At 33.9% G+C, this 14,418-nt stretch carries 15 protein-coding genes and 1 pseudogene; 6 read left to right on the top strand and 10 right to left on the bottom strand.

The annotated features are described in order from the left end of the window. Positions 1–131 precede the first annotated feature (131 nt). The 4 genes and pseudogenes from P5P87_RS15105 (at position 132) to P5P87_RS15090 (ending at position 5,713) form a co-directional block, all read left to right on the top strand. Positions 132–2,325: pseudogene (locus P5P87_RS15105) on the top strand (peptidase domain-containing ABC transporter). Between the two features lie 2 nt (positions 2,326–2,327). Beyond that, positions 2,328–3,617, top strand: a complete 1,290-nt coding sequence (locus P5P87_RS15100) for an HlyD family secretion protein (protein ID WP_278019807.1) — start codon at positions 2,328–2,330, stop codon at positions 3,615–3,617. Between the two features lie 44 nt (positions 3,618–3,661). Then, positions 3,662–5,305, top strand: a complete 1,644-nt coding sequence (locus P5P87_RS15095; protein ID WP_278019806.1) for a S41 family peptidase — start codon at positions 3,662–3,664, stop codon at positions 5,303–5,305. Positions 5,306–5,329: 24 nt separating this feature from the next. After that, on the top strand, positions 5,330–5,713 hold the full coding sequence (locus P5P87_RS15090) for a hypothetical protein (protein WP_198854825.1): 384 nt from the start codon (positions 5,330–5,332) through the stop codon (positions 5,711–5,713). A gap of 17 nt (positions 5,714–5,730) precedes the next feature. Here the strand turns inward: P5P87_RS15090 and P5P87_RS15085 are convergent, their stop codons facing one another. From P5P87_RS15085 to P5P87_RS15065, 5 genes are all read right to left on the bottom strand, one after another. Next, on the bottom strand, positions 5,731–6,438 hold the full coding sequence (locus P5P87_RS15085) for a tRNA1(Val) (adenine(37)-N6)-methyltransferase (protein WP_278019805.1): 708 nt from the start codon (positions 6,436–6,438) through the stop codon (positions 5,731–5,733). A 132-nt stretch (positions 6,439–6,570) separates the two neighbouring features. Next, positions 6,571–6,756 (bottom strand): four helix bundle protein, encoded by a 186-nt coding sequence (locus P5P87_RS15080; protein WP_278019804.1) that lies wholly within the window; start codon positions 6,754–6,756, stop codon positions 6,571–6,573. 4 nt (positions 6,757–6,760) lie between these two features. Next, positions 6,761–6,916: a hypothetical protein gene (locus tag P5P87_RS15075; RefSeq protein ID WP_278019803.1), complete on the bottom strand. Its 156-nt coding sequence runs from the start codon at positions 6,914–6,916 to the stop codon at positions 6,761–6,763. Positions 6,917–7,064: 148 nt separating this feature from the next. Next, complete coding sequence (gene rimM / locus P5P87_RS15070) at positions 7,065–7,589, bottom strand: ribosome maturation factor RimM (protein WP_198854822.1); 525 nt, start codon at positions 7,587–7,589, stop codon at positions 7,065–7,067. Positions 7,590–7,604: 15 nt separating this feature from the next. Continuing rightward, positions 7,605–8,165 (bottom strand): 30S ribosomal protein S16, encoded by a 561-nt coding sequence (locus tag P5P87_RS15065; protein WP_144215896.1) that lies wholly within the window; start codon positions 8,163–8,165, stop codon positions 7,605–7,607. Positions 8,166–8,398: 233 nt separating this feature from the next. Here P5P87_RS15065 and P5P87_RS15060 point away from each other — a divergent pair, with 233 nt between their 5' ends. Both P5P87_RS15060 and P5P87_RS15055 read left to right on the top strand, forming a co-directional pair. Next, positions 8,399–8,620 (top strand): DUF6252 domain-containing protein, encoded by a 222-nt coding sequence (locus P5P87_RS15060; protein WP_278019802.1) that lies wholly within the window; start codon positions 8,399–8,401, stop codon positions 8,618–8,620. Beyond that, on the top strand, positions 8,595–8,858 hold the full coding sequence (locus tag P5P87_RS15055) for a DUF6252 domain-containing protein (RefSeq protein WP_278019801.1): 264 nt from the start codon (positions 8,595–8,597) through the stop codon (positions 8,856–8,858). Before P5P87_RS15060 ends, P5P87_RS15055 begins: the two co-directional genes overlap by 26 nt. 85 nt (positions 8,859–8,943) lie before the next feature. Here the strand turns inward: P5P87_RS15055 and leuB are convergent, their stop codons facing one another. The 5 genes from leuB to leuC form a co-directional block, all read right to left on the bottom strand. Then, the gene (gene leuB, locus P5P87_RS15050) at positions 8,944–9,999 is read right to left on the bottom strand and encodes a 3-isopropylmalate dehydrogenase (protein WP_278019800.1); all 1,056 of its coding nucleotides are present in this window, start codon (positions 9,997–9,999) and stop codon (positions 8,944–8,946) included. Between the two features lie 104 nt (positions 10,000–10,103). Continuing rightward, entirely contained in the window at positions 10,104–11,624 is a 1,521-nt protein-coding gene (locus tag P5P87_RS15045) for an alpha-isopropylmalate synthase regulatory domain-containing protein (protein WP_278019799.1), read from the bottom strand. 43 nt (positions 11,625–11,667) lie between these two features. After that, a complete protein-coding gene (locus P5P87_RS15040; RefSeq protein WP_278019798.1) occupies positions 11,668–12,240 on the bottom strand; it encodes an O-methyltransferase in 573 nt (190 codons plus the stop codon). 85 nt (positions 12,241–12,325) lie between these two features. Beyond that, positions 12,326–12,922, bottom strand: a complete 597-nt coding sequence (leuD, locus tag P5P87_RS15035) for a 3-isopropylmalate dehydratase small subunit (RefSeq protein WP_278019797.1) — start codon at positions 12,920–12,922, stop codon at positions 12,326–12,328. A 101-nt stretch (positions 12,923–13,023) separates the two neighbouring features. After that, a complete protein-coding gene (leuC, locus tag P5P87_RS15030) occupies positions 13,024–14,418 on the bottom strand; it encodes a 3-isopropylmalate dehydratase large subunit (RefSeq protein ID WP_278019796.1) in 1,395 nt (464 codons plus the stop codon).

Raw genomic sequence — 14,418 nt, 5'->3', positions numbered from 1 at the left:
GTCCTAAAGAAATTGTGTTGCTAAAATTTGTTTTTAAATACCGAAACAGAGAAGATTTATATCTTCTCTGTTTTTTTATGGATTAACAAGAATTTTTTTTATTAAATTGGCCCAGAATAAATCAAAATAAATTGAAAAAATTCCCTCATTATAGACAAGCTGATAATAAAGATTGCGGTCCGACATGTTTAAAAATTATTGCTAAATATTACGGTAAAACAATCAACATTCAGGAGTTGAGAGATTTTAGCGAAACTACTCGCGAAGGAAGTAATTTGCTTTTTCTGAGTGATGCTTGCCGAAAAAATCGGATTTAGAACTTTAGGGGTAAAACTTTCTGTAAAAAGAATTGAAGAAGCCCCACTGCCTTGTATTCTACACTGGAATAATGATCATTATGTAGTGCTCTATAAAATAAAAAAAGGGAAATATTATATTTCTGATCCCGCTTTTGGTCTTTTGGAGTATAGTAGAGAAGAGTTTGTGAAGTTTTGGATAGGCAATAATGCCGATAATGAAACAAAAGAAGGAATTGCATTGCTGATCGAAGCAACACCAAGTTTTTTCCAATCTGATTTTGATAAAGAAGAAAATTCTGGATTAGGATTTAAGTTTCTTTTTCAATATTTATTTCAATACAAATCATTTCTTATTCAGCTTGCAGTTGGTCTTTTTGCGAGCAGTTTACTCAATCTAATTTTTCCGTTTCTAACACAGAGTATTGTTGATGTCGGAATACAGAATCAGAACATTCATTTTATCTATTTGATTCTTTTTGCAATGCTTTTTGTTTTTGCAGGAAGAACAGGATTAGAACTCATTAGAAGCTGGATTTTATTGCATTTATCAACTAGAATCAATATTTCTCTTATCTCAGATTTCTTTATTAAATTAATGAATCTGCCTATTTCTTTTTTTGATGTGAGGATGACAGGAGATATTATGCGGCGAATAAATGATCATCGCCGAATTGAAAAAATACTAACGACATCATCGCTTAATGTGCTATTTTCTGTAATCAATATGTTTGTTATGGGAGCTGTTTTGGCCTATTTCAATCTGCAGATTTTTTTAGTCTTCTTTGCAGGAAGTGTGCTTTATTTTGGCTGGATAGTTTTGTTTTTAAAAAGGAGAGAAGTTCTAGATTATAAACGATTTGCAGAAGTTTCAAACGAGCAAAGTAAAGTAATGGAACTTATAAACGGAATGCAGGAAATCAAGCTTCATAATGCCGAAAAACAAAAACGTTGGGGCTGGGAGTATGTACAGGCAAGACTTTTTAGGGTTTCGATAAAAGGATTGGTTTTAGAACAGACGCAAACAATTGGCTCTTCTATTATTAATGAATTAAAGAATATATTTATCATTTTTCTATCTGCCAAGTTAGTAATTGACGGATCTATAACTTTAGGTATGATGTTGGCTATAAGTGCCATTGTGGGGAGTTTAAATGGTCCTATTACACAATTAATTGAATTTGTGAGAGAATTGCAGGATGCGAAAATTTCATTGGCCAGATTGTCCGAAATTCATGAGAAAGAAGATGAAGTCCAGCAGGAAATTAATCAAACAAACGAAGTTCCGCAAAATGTAGATATCGAAATTAAAAATCTTTCTTTTAGATATTTAGGTTCAGATGTTCCTGTTTTAGACAATTTAAATTTAATAATTCCGTGCAATAAAGTTACTGCAATAGTAGGAGTTAGCGGAAGCGGAAAAACGACCTTGATGAAATTGCTTCTCAAGTTCTACGAACCCGAAAAAGGAGAGGTCTTGATTGGAAACTCACAACTAAAAAATATATCGCAAAATGCATGGAGATCTAATATTGGAGCTGTAATGCAAGAAGGTTTTATTTTTAGCGATACAATTGCCAATAATATTGCTTTTGGGGTAGATAAAATTGATAAAGAAAAATTGCTTTACGCAGCAGATGTAGCGAACATAAAAGAATACATCAGCGAGCTTCCTTTAGGTTTTAACACCAAAATTGGAGCAGAAGGATTAGGAATGAGCACTGGGCAGAAACAACGATTATTAATTGCGAGAGCAGTTTATAAAAACCCAGAAATTTTATTTTTTGATGAAGCCACTTCGGCATTAGATGCCAATAATGAAAAGGCGATTATGAAAAAGCTTGACATCTTTTTTAAAGATAAAACGGTAGTGGTAATTGCGCACAGATTGAGCACTGTAATGAATGCTGATCAGATTGTGGTTTTAGAAAAAGGAAAAATCATCGAAATTGGAAGCCATTCGGCATTGGTAGAACAAAAAGGAAATTATTTTGAATTGGTTAGAAACCAGTTGCAATTAGGGAATTAATTATGAACGAAGATACATTTGAATTAAGAAGCGAAGAGGTTCAGGATATCCTAACCAAAGTACCGCATTGGATGATACGATGGGGGACAGTCTTGATTTTTGCCATAATCATTATGCTGTTTTTTATTTCTTGGTTTGTCAAATATCCCGATGTCGTAAAAACTGAAATTGTAATTACCACTAATATTCCTCCAGAGAAAATCGTATCAAAATCTTCTGGACGAATTGAAGCTATTTTGGTAAAAAATAAAACATTGGTAGAAAAGAACAGCACATTGGCTATTATTGAAAACACAGCCAATTATAAAGATGTTTTTTTATTGAAAGGCATTGTTGATAAATATGATATCAATAACACTAAAAAAGAGTTTCCTTTTGAGTTATTGAAAAACACACAACTGGGAGAAATCGAAAGCGCGTATGCGGCGTTTCAGAAAGATTATCAGGCGCAGGAATTAAATAAAGATCTGCACCCTTTTCAGGTCGAAACCAGAGCGCAGCAGTCTGAAAAAATTCAGATAACAGAAAGGTTAGAAATCTTGCGGCAACAAAAGGTGATTAATGAGCGAGAATTGGAACTTCAGAAAAACGAAGTCGCACGTTTTGAAACGCTATTCAACAAAGGAATTATTTCTGCTCAAGAAATGGAAGTTAAAAAATTGACTTTCCTTCAAGCGCAAAAGAATTATAGAAGCTTGTTATCATCGATTTCTCAATTAAGGTCTTCTTTGATTGATAACACAAAATCAAGCCAGAATCTGCAAATAAACAGCACCAAAGAAGAGGTTAATCTTGGCCGCAATGTTTCACAATCCTTTTATCAGTTAAAAAAAGTAATAAGAGATTGGGAACTGGCATATGCGCTAAAATCATCAATTAGCGGAAAGGTTACATTTTTACAAGTTTGGAATGAAAATCAGACCATAAATGTTGGTGACAATGTATTTTCAATTATTCCAGATGCAAAAAATAGTTTTATTGGTAAAGTGAAAGCACCAGCTTTAAATTCAGGTAAAATAAAAGTGGGACAAAAGGTCAATATTCGCTTGGCAAATTATCCAGACCGCGAATTTGGTGTGTTAAAAGGCGAAATTAAAAACATTTCGTTAGTGCCAGATAAAGATGGAAATCTGCTAATAGATGTTGCACTTCCAAAAGGCCTGAAAACATCATACGATAAACAAATTGCTTTCCAGCAGGAAATGAAAGGAAGCGCAGAAATTGTAACCGAAGATCTGCGTTTAATCGAAAGAATCCTGTATCAATTTAAAACCATTTTTGAACAAGTCTAAAAAAAAACTACTAACTAACCGAAACCCAAAACCACAGATCTTAAATGAAAAAAAAACTACTAATTGCTTTTGTTTTATTATTTCAAATTTCTTTTTCCAAACCAATAACTGAAACTCAAAAGTTAGTCGCGACATGCAAAGTTTGGGGCTTTTTAAAATATTATCACCCAAATGTCACTGATGGAAGCAAAAACTGGGATGAACAATTGTTTCAAATCTTACCAAAAGTCGAAGAGGCTCAAACTTCTGAAGCATTTTCTCAGGTGATAGAAAATTGGATTGTTTCTCTAGGCGAAATCAAAAAGCAGGAAAACGTAAAAACTAAAAAAGAATACTTTGATAAAAATTTCGATTTGTCATGGTTCAATAAAAATGAATTATTTTCTAAGTCGCTTTCAAAGAAATTAAAGTTTATTGAAGAAAATAGAATTCAAGATAAACAATACTATGTTGACTTTAAGCTTGATGGAGGAATGCCTTTACAGTTCAAAAATGAAGTAAAGTATACAGAGTTTAAATGGGAAGATAAAAAAATGCGCCTTTTGGCTCTTTTTAGATATTGGAATTATATTGAGTATTTCTTTCCATACAAATACCAAATGGATGAAAATTGGGATAAGGTGTTAACAGAAATGCTGCCGAGATTTTATGCTCCAGAATCTGAAAAGGACTTTGTTTTAGCAATGCGTGAAATCTCTATTAAGTTAAATGACACTCACGCTTCAACCCAAATGCCTCAATTGTTCGAATATTTTGGAGATAAATTTATCCCAGCTGATGTAAGTTTTATAGATGAGAAAGCAATTGTTGTTAGTTTGAAAAATGACTCTTTGGCAAAAGTTAGCGATATTAAAATTGGAGATGTATTTACAAGAGTTAACGGAAAAACGATAGCAGAACTTTTAAAAGAAAACCGAAAGTATGTCGAAGGATCCAATGAACCATCTATTTTAAAAAATGCTTATTGGACAATTTTTAATGGAAAATCAGATGCGGTAGAAGTGGAGTTCATAAGAAATGGAAAGTCTGAAGTGAAATCTATTAAACGTTATAAATATCAAAACTTAAAAATTCAATTTCCAGATCGTGAAAAATGGAAAATACTAGAAGGCAATATCGGTTATGTTAATTACGATGCATTAGATGAAAGTGATGTTCCTGCTCTGATATCAGCATTGAATAACACAAGTGCTATTATTTTTGATAATCGAGAGCGTCCTCATGATGTTATGTATGCAATTTCAGATTGGCTAAATCCTGAACCGAAAGAGTTTGTCAAATTCTTAGATCCAGATGTAAACTATCCAGGACGTTATTTATGGAGAAATGAAACTTTAAAATGTGGTAAAAACAATCCAGAATATTACAAAGGAAAAGTAATTGTTTTAATAAATGAAAAAGCAGTGAGCCATGCAGAATTTAATGCAATGAGTTTGCAAACAGCCCCAAAAGTTAAAATAATTGGAAGCCAAACAGGTGGTGCAGATGGTGCAAATTATGGTTTTCCAATTATAAAAGGATTTTATACTTCATTTACTTGTTATGGTGTTTTTTATCCAAATAAAAAAGAAACACAAAGAATTGGTATTGTTCCAGATATTGAAGTAAAACCAACAATTTTAGGTATTCAGCAAGGTAAGGATGAAGTTCTTGAAAGAGCGATTCTTTTTGCGAAAAATGGAAAATAATTAAAAATAACAGTAAAAAATATCATGAAAAAAATCATCGTTTTTTGTCTAATCTTATTGGGGACTGTTAGTTATTCTCAAAAATTAGATTGCACTAGATTTAAGAATGGAAAGTTTGCGGCTCCAGCTTTTCCAAATGAATATGCTATTCGAAAAGATTCTATTGAAGAGTGTTATTTTGATCGTAAATTGCAAACCGTTTGGAGTGTCAAATGGCTTAGTGATTGTAAACTTGAAAGGGTTTGTATAAAAAACTTAGGAGCTGAGAATGTTAAAATTGGAGATAAAAGTGTAGCAGAAATAATTTATACAGACGAGGAATGTGTTACTTATAACATAGTATATTTTAATGAAGAAAACCCGAATGGAATGGATTTTCAAAGAGGATTGTGTCTGCAAAAAGAATAATTTATTTAAAGATATTTTTACATCTTTAAATAAAAATCTTTAGTCAATTCAGTATATTCAGGAGTATAAACGTGTCTGTCGATTTCGATAATAAGTTCATCGGTTTCAATTTCAAGAACTTCATTTCGGCTAAAAGCTAATAAACTACGCTTAATTTCCGATTTAGGAGTTCCCTTAACTCTTGTGATTTTTATTGGATAAAGTTCTGATTCTTTTGCAAGAGCAATAAATTTTTCTTCTTCTTTAAAAGGAATAATTATAGCTAGAATTCCATTTTCTGAGAGCAACAAATCGGCAGCTTCAACAATTTCTTCAAAGGGCATTGCATCTTGAAAACGAGCTAAATCGCGTTGTTCGTTTTCGGTTTTATAATCCTCAGCATAAAAAGGCGGATTTGAAACAATTAAATCATATTCGTCTTCTGGTTCTTCAATAAACTCGTCTAAACCAGCATGAAAACAAAATAAGCGATCACCCCAAGGAGAAGCTTCAAAGTTTTCTACTGATTGTTCATACGCATCTTCATCGATTTCAAGTGCATCAATTTTTTCTGCATGGCTTCTTTGTGCCAACATCAAAGCAATAATTCCTGTTCCAGCACCAATATCTAAAACACTAAACGGACTATGATGAACAGGAGCCCAAGCACCAAGTAAAACACCATCTGTGCCTACTTTCATAGCGCAACGGTCTTGGTTTATAGAGAATTGTTTAAACTTAAACATAGATAGAAAATTCCATTTTTTTTAAATTCCAAATTCCAACTAAAAAAAGAAATTTCTATTAAAAAATCCAAATTCCAATTGCAAAGAGATGTATTATTATGAACTGCAAAAATACTATTAAATATGGATTTATTATTTTGAAGTTTTAGTAATTATTGCGGATAGAATTTTTCGTAATTCTTCTACTTCGTATAATAGAAGTTCTGACGCTAATTTTTGATCTGGATTCAAGTCATTCAGTAATTGAAGCCAAAATTTAGATTCTTTTGCTTCTTTTCGAGCAATTTTAAGACGGAACAATAAATCCTTGTCACCCAATTTCTCATTTGCTTCGATATAATTTGCTCCAACGGAACCAGAAGAACACTAATTGTTTTGCATCTTCAATATTTGAAACTATTTTTGGTAATGTTCTAATATATAATGTGCATTCTTTTGCAAATAGGAAAGCTCTTTCTTCTAAATTATATGGTTTCATATATAAAAATCTCAATATTTTAAATTACAAATTCCAATTTGGAAAGTAAATTTAAAATAAAAGAAATATAAAAAAATAAGTTTTTTCTTTCTTTTTTTAAAATAAAACCTTCATAATTTTGGAATTTAAAAAATTGGAATTTCTTAAATTAAAGGTACATCTCTACAAGACCTTCAGGAAGATCCATGATGACTTTTTTGTTCTCACGATCAATTTTTACAAGGAAATTATCAATCATTGGAACTAAGATTTCAACTTCGCCATTTAAAACTTCGAAAAGAGGTTGAGCAGTTGAATCATTAATAGAAGTTATTTTTCCGAAAACGCCTAAACGTTTGTCTTCGATTTCGAAACCAATAACTTCATGGAAGTAGAATTTGTTGCCAGTAAGTTTTGGCAACATAGTTAAAGGAAGATAGATAGCATTTCCAACTAAGGCATCTGCATCTTCTTCGGTGTTTACATCTTCAAAACGGACTCTTAAAAAGTCGTTTTTGTGTAAAGAACTTGTTTCAATAAAAAAAGGAACCAAGTGTTTGTTGTGTTCAACAAACACTGATTCCAGATTTTCGTATAACTCAGGTTCGTCTGTATCTAAATAGATCAGAACTTCACCTTTGAAACTAAATTTTTTAGCGATTTTACCTAAATAAAAACAGTCTTCTTTACGCATTATCGCTAAGTAAAATTATGCTTCAGTTGTTTCGTTATTCTCTTCAGCAGCAGGAGCTTCTTCAGTAGCTTCAGCAACTTCTTCAGTAGCCTCAGCAGCTTGTGCAGCGGCAGCAGCTTCAGCTTGTGCAGCAGCAGCATCAGCAACACGTTTAGCGTTAACTTCTTTCTCTGCTTTTAATGCTGTAGCTTTAGCATCAGCTTTAGCTTTAGATAAACCATCTTTTTTAGCATCAACTTTACCAGCTTTTGCTTCTAACCAAGCAGTTAATTTAGCATCTGCTTGCTCTTGAGTTAAAGCACCTTTACGAACTCCTCCATCAAGGTGGTGTTTCAATAAAGCACCTTTGTAAGAAAGGATAGCTCTTGCAGTATCAGTTGGTTGAGCACCATTGTGTAACCATTTAACTGCGCTGTCAAGGTTTAACTCAACAGTTGCTGGGTTAGTGTTTGGATTGTAAGTACCGATTTTCTCTAAGTATTTACCATCTCTTTTTGAGCGTGCATCTGCAGCTACTACCCAGTAAAAAGGTTTTCCTTTTTTACCGTGTCTTTGTAATCTAATTTTTACTGACATAATCTTATTGATTAAATTTTGAGGTACTCGACCTCTGTTAATTAAGGGCGCAAAGATATAATTTTTTTATGAAAAACACGTTTTTAAAAAAGATTAAATATATTTGAGTTGTTTTTTTAGCATTTTTTTGACTTTTTAATGTAAGTATTTTGATCTTAATGCAATACTTTTGCAACAAATTCATTTTAAACATGAAAAAAATCTTTTACTTTTTATCAATTTTACTTCTACTTATGTCTTGTACAGAAGATGTAAGATTCAATAATCCGGCTTTTCAAACCTTAAAAGATAACAACTTTTGGAGAGCTCAAGTCTATAAAGCAGGAATGGAATCGGATGGAACTTTTGTAATTGAAGGTTCTTTAGGTTACGAACAAATACGCTTCCAGCTTCCTGAACCAACTGAGAAGACATACGTTTTAAGTGCTGATGCTTGCTGCAAAAGCAACTTATAAAAACACTTATAAAGGGCAAGAAGCAGAATTTACTACAAGCATAGGCAAAGGAAACGGGCAAATTATTGTGACAGAATATAATACGGTTGAGAATACCATTTCGGGGACCTTTAAATTTACAGCAGTTAATGCCGATTCTGGTGCCGAAAAACAAACAATGTATTTTTCTGAAGGAGTTTTTTATAAAATTCCAATAACACAAGGAGGAAACTTTGTTCCTGTCAACAATTTAAATTAAAAAGAGGGATTAACGAAAGTTAATCCCTCTTTTTAATGTTTCAAGTTTCAGATTGCTTGAAGGTGCAACCTGAAACAAAAATAAACTATATGTTAGCGACTAACCAGTCACCAACTTCTTTAGTACCGTATGCTTTTCCGCCATTAGCTAAATCTTCTGTAACTACTCCAGCTTCTAAAGCTTTGTTTACAGCATCTCTCATTGCTTTTCCTTCTTCCATTAATCCGAAGTTTTCGAACATCATAGCGGCAGACAAAACAGTAGCCATTGGGTTAGCGATGTTTAATCCTGTAGCTTGCGGATAAGAACCGTGAATAGGTTCAAATAAAGATACTTCAGCTCCCATAGATGCAGAAGGCATTAATCCCATTGAACCTGAAATTACAGAAGCTTCGTCTGTTAAGATGTCTCCAAATAAGTTTTCCGTAATTAATACGTCATAAGAATTTGGCCATTGAACTAAACGCATTGCTACAGCGTCAACAAATTCGTAGCTAACTTCAACCTCTGGATAATCTTTTTCCATTGCCTGAACTGTTTCTCTCCACAAACGTGAGGTTTCCAAAACGTTTGCTTTATCTACGCAACATAATTTTTTAGAACGTGTCATAGCTAATTCAAAACCTTTTTTAGCTAAACGCTGTACTTCAGCTCTTGTATAAACGCAGTTATCATAAGCTGTATCTCCGTTATCTTTTCTTCCTTTTTCACCAAAGTAAATTCCGCCTGTTAATTCTCTTAAGAAAACTAAATCAGTTCCTTCGATTCTTTCTCTTTTTAAAGGAGATTTATCCAATAAAGAAGGGAATGTAAAAGTTGGTCTTACGTTTGCAAACAAACCTAATGCTTTACGCATTTTTAACAAACCTTGTTCTGGACGAACTGGCGCAGAAGGATCGTTATCGTATTTTGGGTGTCCGATTGCTCCAAAAAGAACGGCATCAGCATTTTTACAAACTTCGTGTGTTGAATCTGGATATGGTTCTCCTACTGCATCAATTGCAGCTGCTCCAGTTAAAGCTGGTTTCCAAGTTATTTCATGTCCAAATTTTTGTGCAATTGCATCAGATACTTTTACTGCTTGATCGATTACTTCTGGTCCGATTCCGTCTCCGGCTAAAAGGGCTATGTTTAATTTCATTCTATATTTTTTAAAAGGTTCTAAGGTTCTGAGATTCTGAGTTGCTGAGATTCTGAGTTCAAAGAAGAAAAACTTAGTAGCTTAGAATCTCAGCAACTTAGAACCTATGTAATTATATTCAACATTTTCTGTGTTGCAATTATCGCTGCAACGGTTTGATCTGAATCTAATCCGCGGGTTTTAAATTCTTTTCCGTTGTTAACCCATGTGATAATGGTTTCGCACAACGCATCAGAACTACTTCCTGGCGGGATTCTCACGGCATAATCGATTAATTTTGGAAGCGTAAGTTTTTTGCTTTTGTAAATCTTCGATAAAGCATTCATAAAAGCATCAAACTGACCATCTCCTTGTGCATTTTCTTCGATTATTTCTCCGTTTAAATTTAGAGATAAGGTCGTAGATGGGCGCATTCCTTTAGAATGAACCAGCATATAAGAATTTATGGTGATTTTTTCTTCGTAAGTATGACTGTCCAAAACATCAGAAATAATGTATGGCAGATCTTCCTTGGTTACGGTTTCTTTTTTGTCGCCCAATTCAATAATTCTTTGGGTAACCAATTTTAAATCTTCGTTGTTTAGTTTTAAACCTAACTCCTGAAGATTCTTTTCAATATTGGCTTTTCCAGAAGTTTTTCCTAGAGCGTATTTACGTTTTCTTCCAAAACGTTCCGGAAGAAGGTCGTTGAAATATAAATTGTTTTTATTGTCTCCGTCAGCATGGATTCCGGCAGTTTGAGTAAAAACGTTATCGCCTACAATTGGTTTGTTTGCAGGAATTCTATAACCTGTAAAAGTTTCAACCAGCTTACTTACAGAATACAATGAAGTTTCTTTAATGCCGATATTTACTTCTGGCATATAATCATTGATAACAGCAACAGTGCTTTCAAGAGGTGCATTTCCAGCGCGTTCTCCCATTCCGTTTACCGTTACGTGAAGTCCGTTGATTCCGGCTTTTATCGCTTCCATAACGTTAGCAACACTTAAATCGTAATCGTTGTGCGCGTGGAAATCAAAATGAATGTTTGGATATTTTGCTCTGATTTTTGAAATAAACTCAAAAGTTAGAGACGGAATTAAAACGCCTAAAGTATCGGGAAGTAAAACTCTTTTAATTGGCTGTGTTGCTAAGAAATCCAAGAATTGAAAAACATAATCTGGTGAATTTCGCATTCCGTTGCTCCAGTCTTCCAGATAAACATTGGTTTCAATATTATTTTCTTTTGCTAAAGAAATGATGTGAGCTATTTCAGAAAAATGCTGTTCGGGAGTTTTTTTTAATTGATGTGTTAAGTGATTCATTGAACCTTTGGTCAATAAATTCTGTACTTTGGCACCGGCTTTTTTCATCCAGTCAATTGAAACACCACCGTCAACAAACGTCAGAACTTCGATTCTGTCAATGTAACCGCGTTCTTCGGCCCATGAAGTAATGCCTTTTACGGCCTGAAATTCTCCTTCGCTCACGCGGGCAGAAGCAATTTCGATTCTATCAATATTTAATTCCTCCAACAACAATTGCGCAATGGTTAGTTTTTCTGCAGCAGAAAATGAAACTCCCGATGTTTGTTCACCATCACGAAGCGTCGTATCCATTATTTCAATTTTTCTTTTTTCCATTATTATATTGTTAGCTTTTGCAATAAGCCAAATGCTTACTATTTTATTTTTTTGTTATCAGAATCAAACCTGTTGACCAGCACATTTTAGTCAATTGAATGTCTGTTCTGTTTTCTAAATCCTGAATAAGTCTTTCGACATTTTTATCATGATTTAGCGGCCAGTTTGGTTGCGGCAACATGTCGTCAATTAAATAAATTCCGCCAGATTTCAATAAGCTTAGAGTTTCATCTAAAACCACATATTTTCCTGGCCACGCATCAGCAAAAATCAAATCAAACTTTAAACCTTTATAATTTAAAATCCATTTTTCTGCATCTTCACAGACAAATGAAACATTTGGTTTTTGGAAATATTTTTTAGCAATATCTTGATATTCTGCTGTATTATCAATTGAAATCAAGCTTGAGTTTTCTCCCATTCCCTCAATCAACCATGCAAGAGATAATCCAGTTCCAGTTCCTAACTCTAAAAAATGACCATCTTTTTTTGTTGCTGATAATGTTCTAAGAAAACTTCCCGTTTGTAAATCGGACGGCATTGAAAACGAAATTTTCTCAGAATCACTTTTGATTTCCGAATAAAATTTTGGTAAAACAATGCTGTTGTCGTTCATTTTTTTGGAAGTATTTTTATTTAACTTATAAAGACCCGACAGGTTTCAAAAACCTGTCGGGTCTCATAGGACTGAACCTGATTTTTTAGTAAGGAAGTTTATCAGCGAAAGCCTTAATATCTTCTTTCATATCTTGTAAATAATCAATGTCGTCAAAACCATTAATCATATTATTCTTTTTGTATCCGTTGATAGCAAAAGATTCTTGCTGACCAGTTGACAATAAAGTAATAGTTTGGTCAGGAAGATTGATTTCTAATTCTGTTTTAGGATCAGCTTCGATTGCTTTGAAAATATTTTCCAAAAATTCTGGGCTGATTTGTACTGGCAAAACACCAATATTCAAACAGTTTCCTTTGAAGATATCAGCAAAGAAACTAGAAACTACAGCACGAAATCCGTAATCGTAAACTGCCCAAGCAGCATGTTCTCTAGAAGATCCAGAACCGAAGTTTTTTCCTCCTACAAGGATTTTTCCACTGTAAGTCGGGTTATTTAAAACGAAATCTGCTTTTGGAGTATCGTCTCCGTTATATCTCCAGTCTCTAAAAAGGTTGTCTCCAAAACCTTCACGTTTTGTAGCTTTTAAGAAACGAGCTGGGATGATTTGATCTGTATCTACGTTCTCAATTGGCAACGGAACTCCGCTGCTAGTAAGTATATTAAATTTATCGTATGCCATTTTAATTTTAGATTTTGGATTTTAGATTTTAGATTTTCTGAAATTGAGAATCTATATTAAACCTAAAAGCAATTTTATTGAATTTTTGAAATTGTCATTGACTAGAACAGCTCTCTAGGGTCTGTTAATTTTCCAGTAACTGCCGCCGCTGCCGCCATAATTGGAGAAGCTAAAAGCGTTCTTGAACCAGGACCTTGACGGCCTTCAAAGTTTCTGTTTGAAGTACTTACTGCATATTTACCAGCAGGAACTTTATCATCGTTCATTGCTAAACAAGCAGAACAACCCGGCTGACGTAATACAAACCCCGCTTCAGTCAAGATATCTAAAATTCCTTCTTCTTTAATCTGTGCTTCAACAACGTGAGAACCCGGAACTAACCAAGCCGTAACATTATCTGCTTTTTTTCTTCCTTTTACAATTTCAGCGAAAGCTCTAAAATCTTCAATACGTCCGTTTGTACAACTTCCTAAGAAAACATAATCGATTTGTTTTCCAATCATTACGTCGTCTTCGTTGAAGCCCATATAAGCTAAAGATTTTTTGTAAGTTTCCTCACCACCTTCAACTTGGTTTGCACTTGGGATATGTTTTGTGATACCAATTCCCATTCCTGGGTTAGTACCGTAAGTAATCATTGGTTCAATATCTTCAGCTTTGATGTTTAATTCAGCATCAAATACAGCATCAGCATCTGTTTTAAGAGTTTTCCAGTATTCAACAGCTTTAGTCCAAGCTTCTCCTTTTGGAGCATAAAGTCTTCCTTCTAAGAAATCAAAAGTAGTTTGGTCAGGAGCAATCATTCCTCCACGAGCACCCATTTCGATACTTAAGTTACAAACTGTCATACGGCCTTCCATAGTCATGTTTTCGAATACATCACCAGCATATTCAACAAAATAACCTGTTCCTCCAGAAGTAGTTAATTGAGCAATAATATAAAGTGCAACGTCTTTTGGACCAACACCTTTGCTTAATTTACCGTTTACGTTAATACGCATTTTCTTTGGTTTAGGTCGCATAATACATTGCGTAGAAAGCACCATTTCAACCTCAGATGTTCCGATACCAAAAGCAATAGCTCCAAAAGCACCGTGAGTAGACGTATGTGAATCTCCACATACAATAGTAGCACCTGGCAAAGTAATTCCGTTTTCAGGACCTACTACGTGTACAATTCCATTTTTTTGGTGACCTAATCCCCAGTGCGAAATTCCGTATTCGTTTGCATTGTCTTCAAGTGCCTGAAGCTGATTAGCAGAAAGTGGATCTTGTACTGGTAAATGTTGGTTTATGGTTGGTGTATTGTGGTCTGCAGTTGCAAAAGTACGTTGTGGGTATAAAACGTTAACGCCTCTTGATTTTAATCCTAAAAAAGCAACAGGACTCGTAACTTCATGAATGAAATGGCGGTCAATAAAAAACACATCTGGCCCATCTTCAATTTTACGCACAACATGTGAATCCCATACTTTGTCAAATAATGTCTTACTCAT

It is taken from the genome of Flavobacterium ginsengisoli (assembly GCF_029625315.1).
GTDB classification, from domain to species: domain Bacteria; phylum Bacteroidota; class Bacteroidia; order Flavobacteriales; family Flavobacteriaceae; genus Flavobacterium; species Flavobacterium ginsengisoli.
This window is presented reverse-complemented; position numbering and strand designations above follow the sequence as displayed.

Coding starts and splice junctions, on each gene's coding strand:
- P5P87_RS15100 (WP_278019807.1), top strand. CDS start 2,328: ATGAACGAAGATACATTTGAATTAAGAAGCGAAGAGGTTCAGGATATC.
- P5P87_RS15095 (WP_278019806.1), top strand. CDS start 3,662: ATGAAAAAAAAACTACTAATTGCTTTTGTTTTATTATTTCAAATTTCT.
- P5P87_RS15090 (WP_198854825.1), top strand. CDS start 5,330: ATGAAAAAAATCATCGTTTTTTGTCTAATCTTATTGGGGACTGTTAGT.
- P5P87_RS15085 (WP_278019805.1), bottom strand. CDS start 6,438: ATGTTTAAGTTTAAACAATTCTCTATAAACCAAGACCGTTGCGCTATG.
- P5P87_RS15075 (WP_278019803.1), bottom strand. CDS start 6,916: ATGAAACCATATAATTTAGAAGAAAGAGCTTTCCTATTTGCAAAAGAA.
- rimM (WP_198854822.1), bottom strand. CDS start 7,589: ATGCGTAAAGAAGACTGTTTTTATTTAGGTAAAATCGCTAAAAAATTT.
- P5P87_RS15065 (WP_144215896.1), bottom strand. CDS start 8,165: ATGTCAGTAAAAATTAGATTACAAAGACACGGTAAAAAAGGAAAACCT.
- P5P87_RS15060 (WP_278019802.1), top strand. CDS start 8,399: ATGTCTTGTACAGAAGATGTAAGATTCAATAATCCGGCTTTTCAAACC.
- P5P87_RS15055 (WP_278019801.1), top strand. CDS start 8,595: ATGCTTGCTGCAAAAGCAACTTATAAAAACACTTATAAAGGGCAAGAA.
- leuB (WP_278019800.1), bottom strand. CDS start 9,999: ATGAAATTAAACATAGCCCTTTTAGCCGGAGACGGAATCGGACCAGAA.
- P5P87_RS15045 (WP_278019799.1), bottom strand. CDS start 11,624: ATGGAAAAAAGAAAAATTGAAATAATGGATACGACGCTTCGTGATGGT.
- P5P87_RS15040 (WP_278019798.1), bottom strand. CDS start 12,240: ATGAACGACAACAGCATTGTTTTACCAAAATTTTATTCGGAAATCAAA.
- leuD (WP_278019797.1), bottom strand. CDS start 12,922: ATGGCATACGATAAATTTAATATACTTACTAGCAGCGGAGTTCCGTTG.
- leuC (WP_278019796.1), bottom strand. CDS start 14,418: ATGAGTAAGACATTATTTGACAAAGTATGGGATTCACATGTTGTGCGT.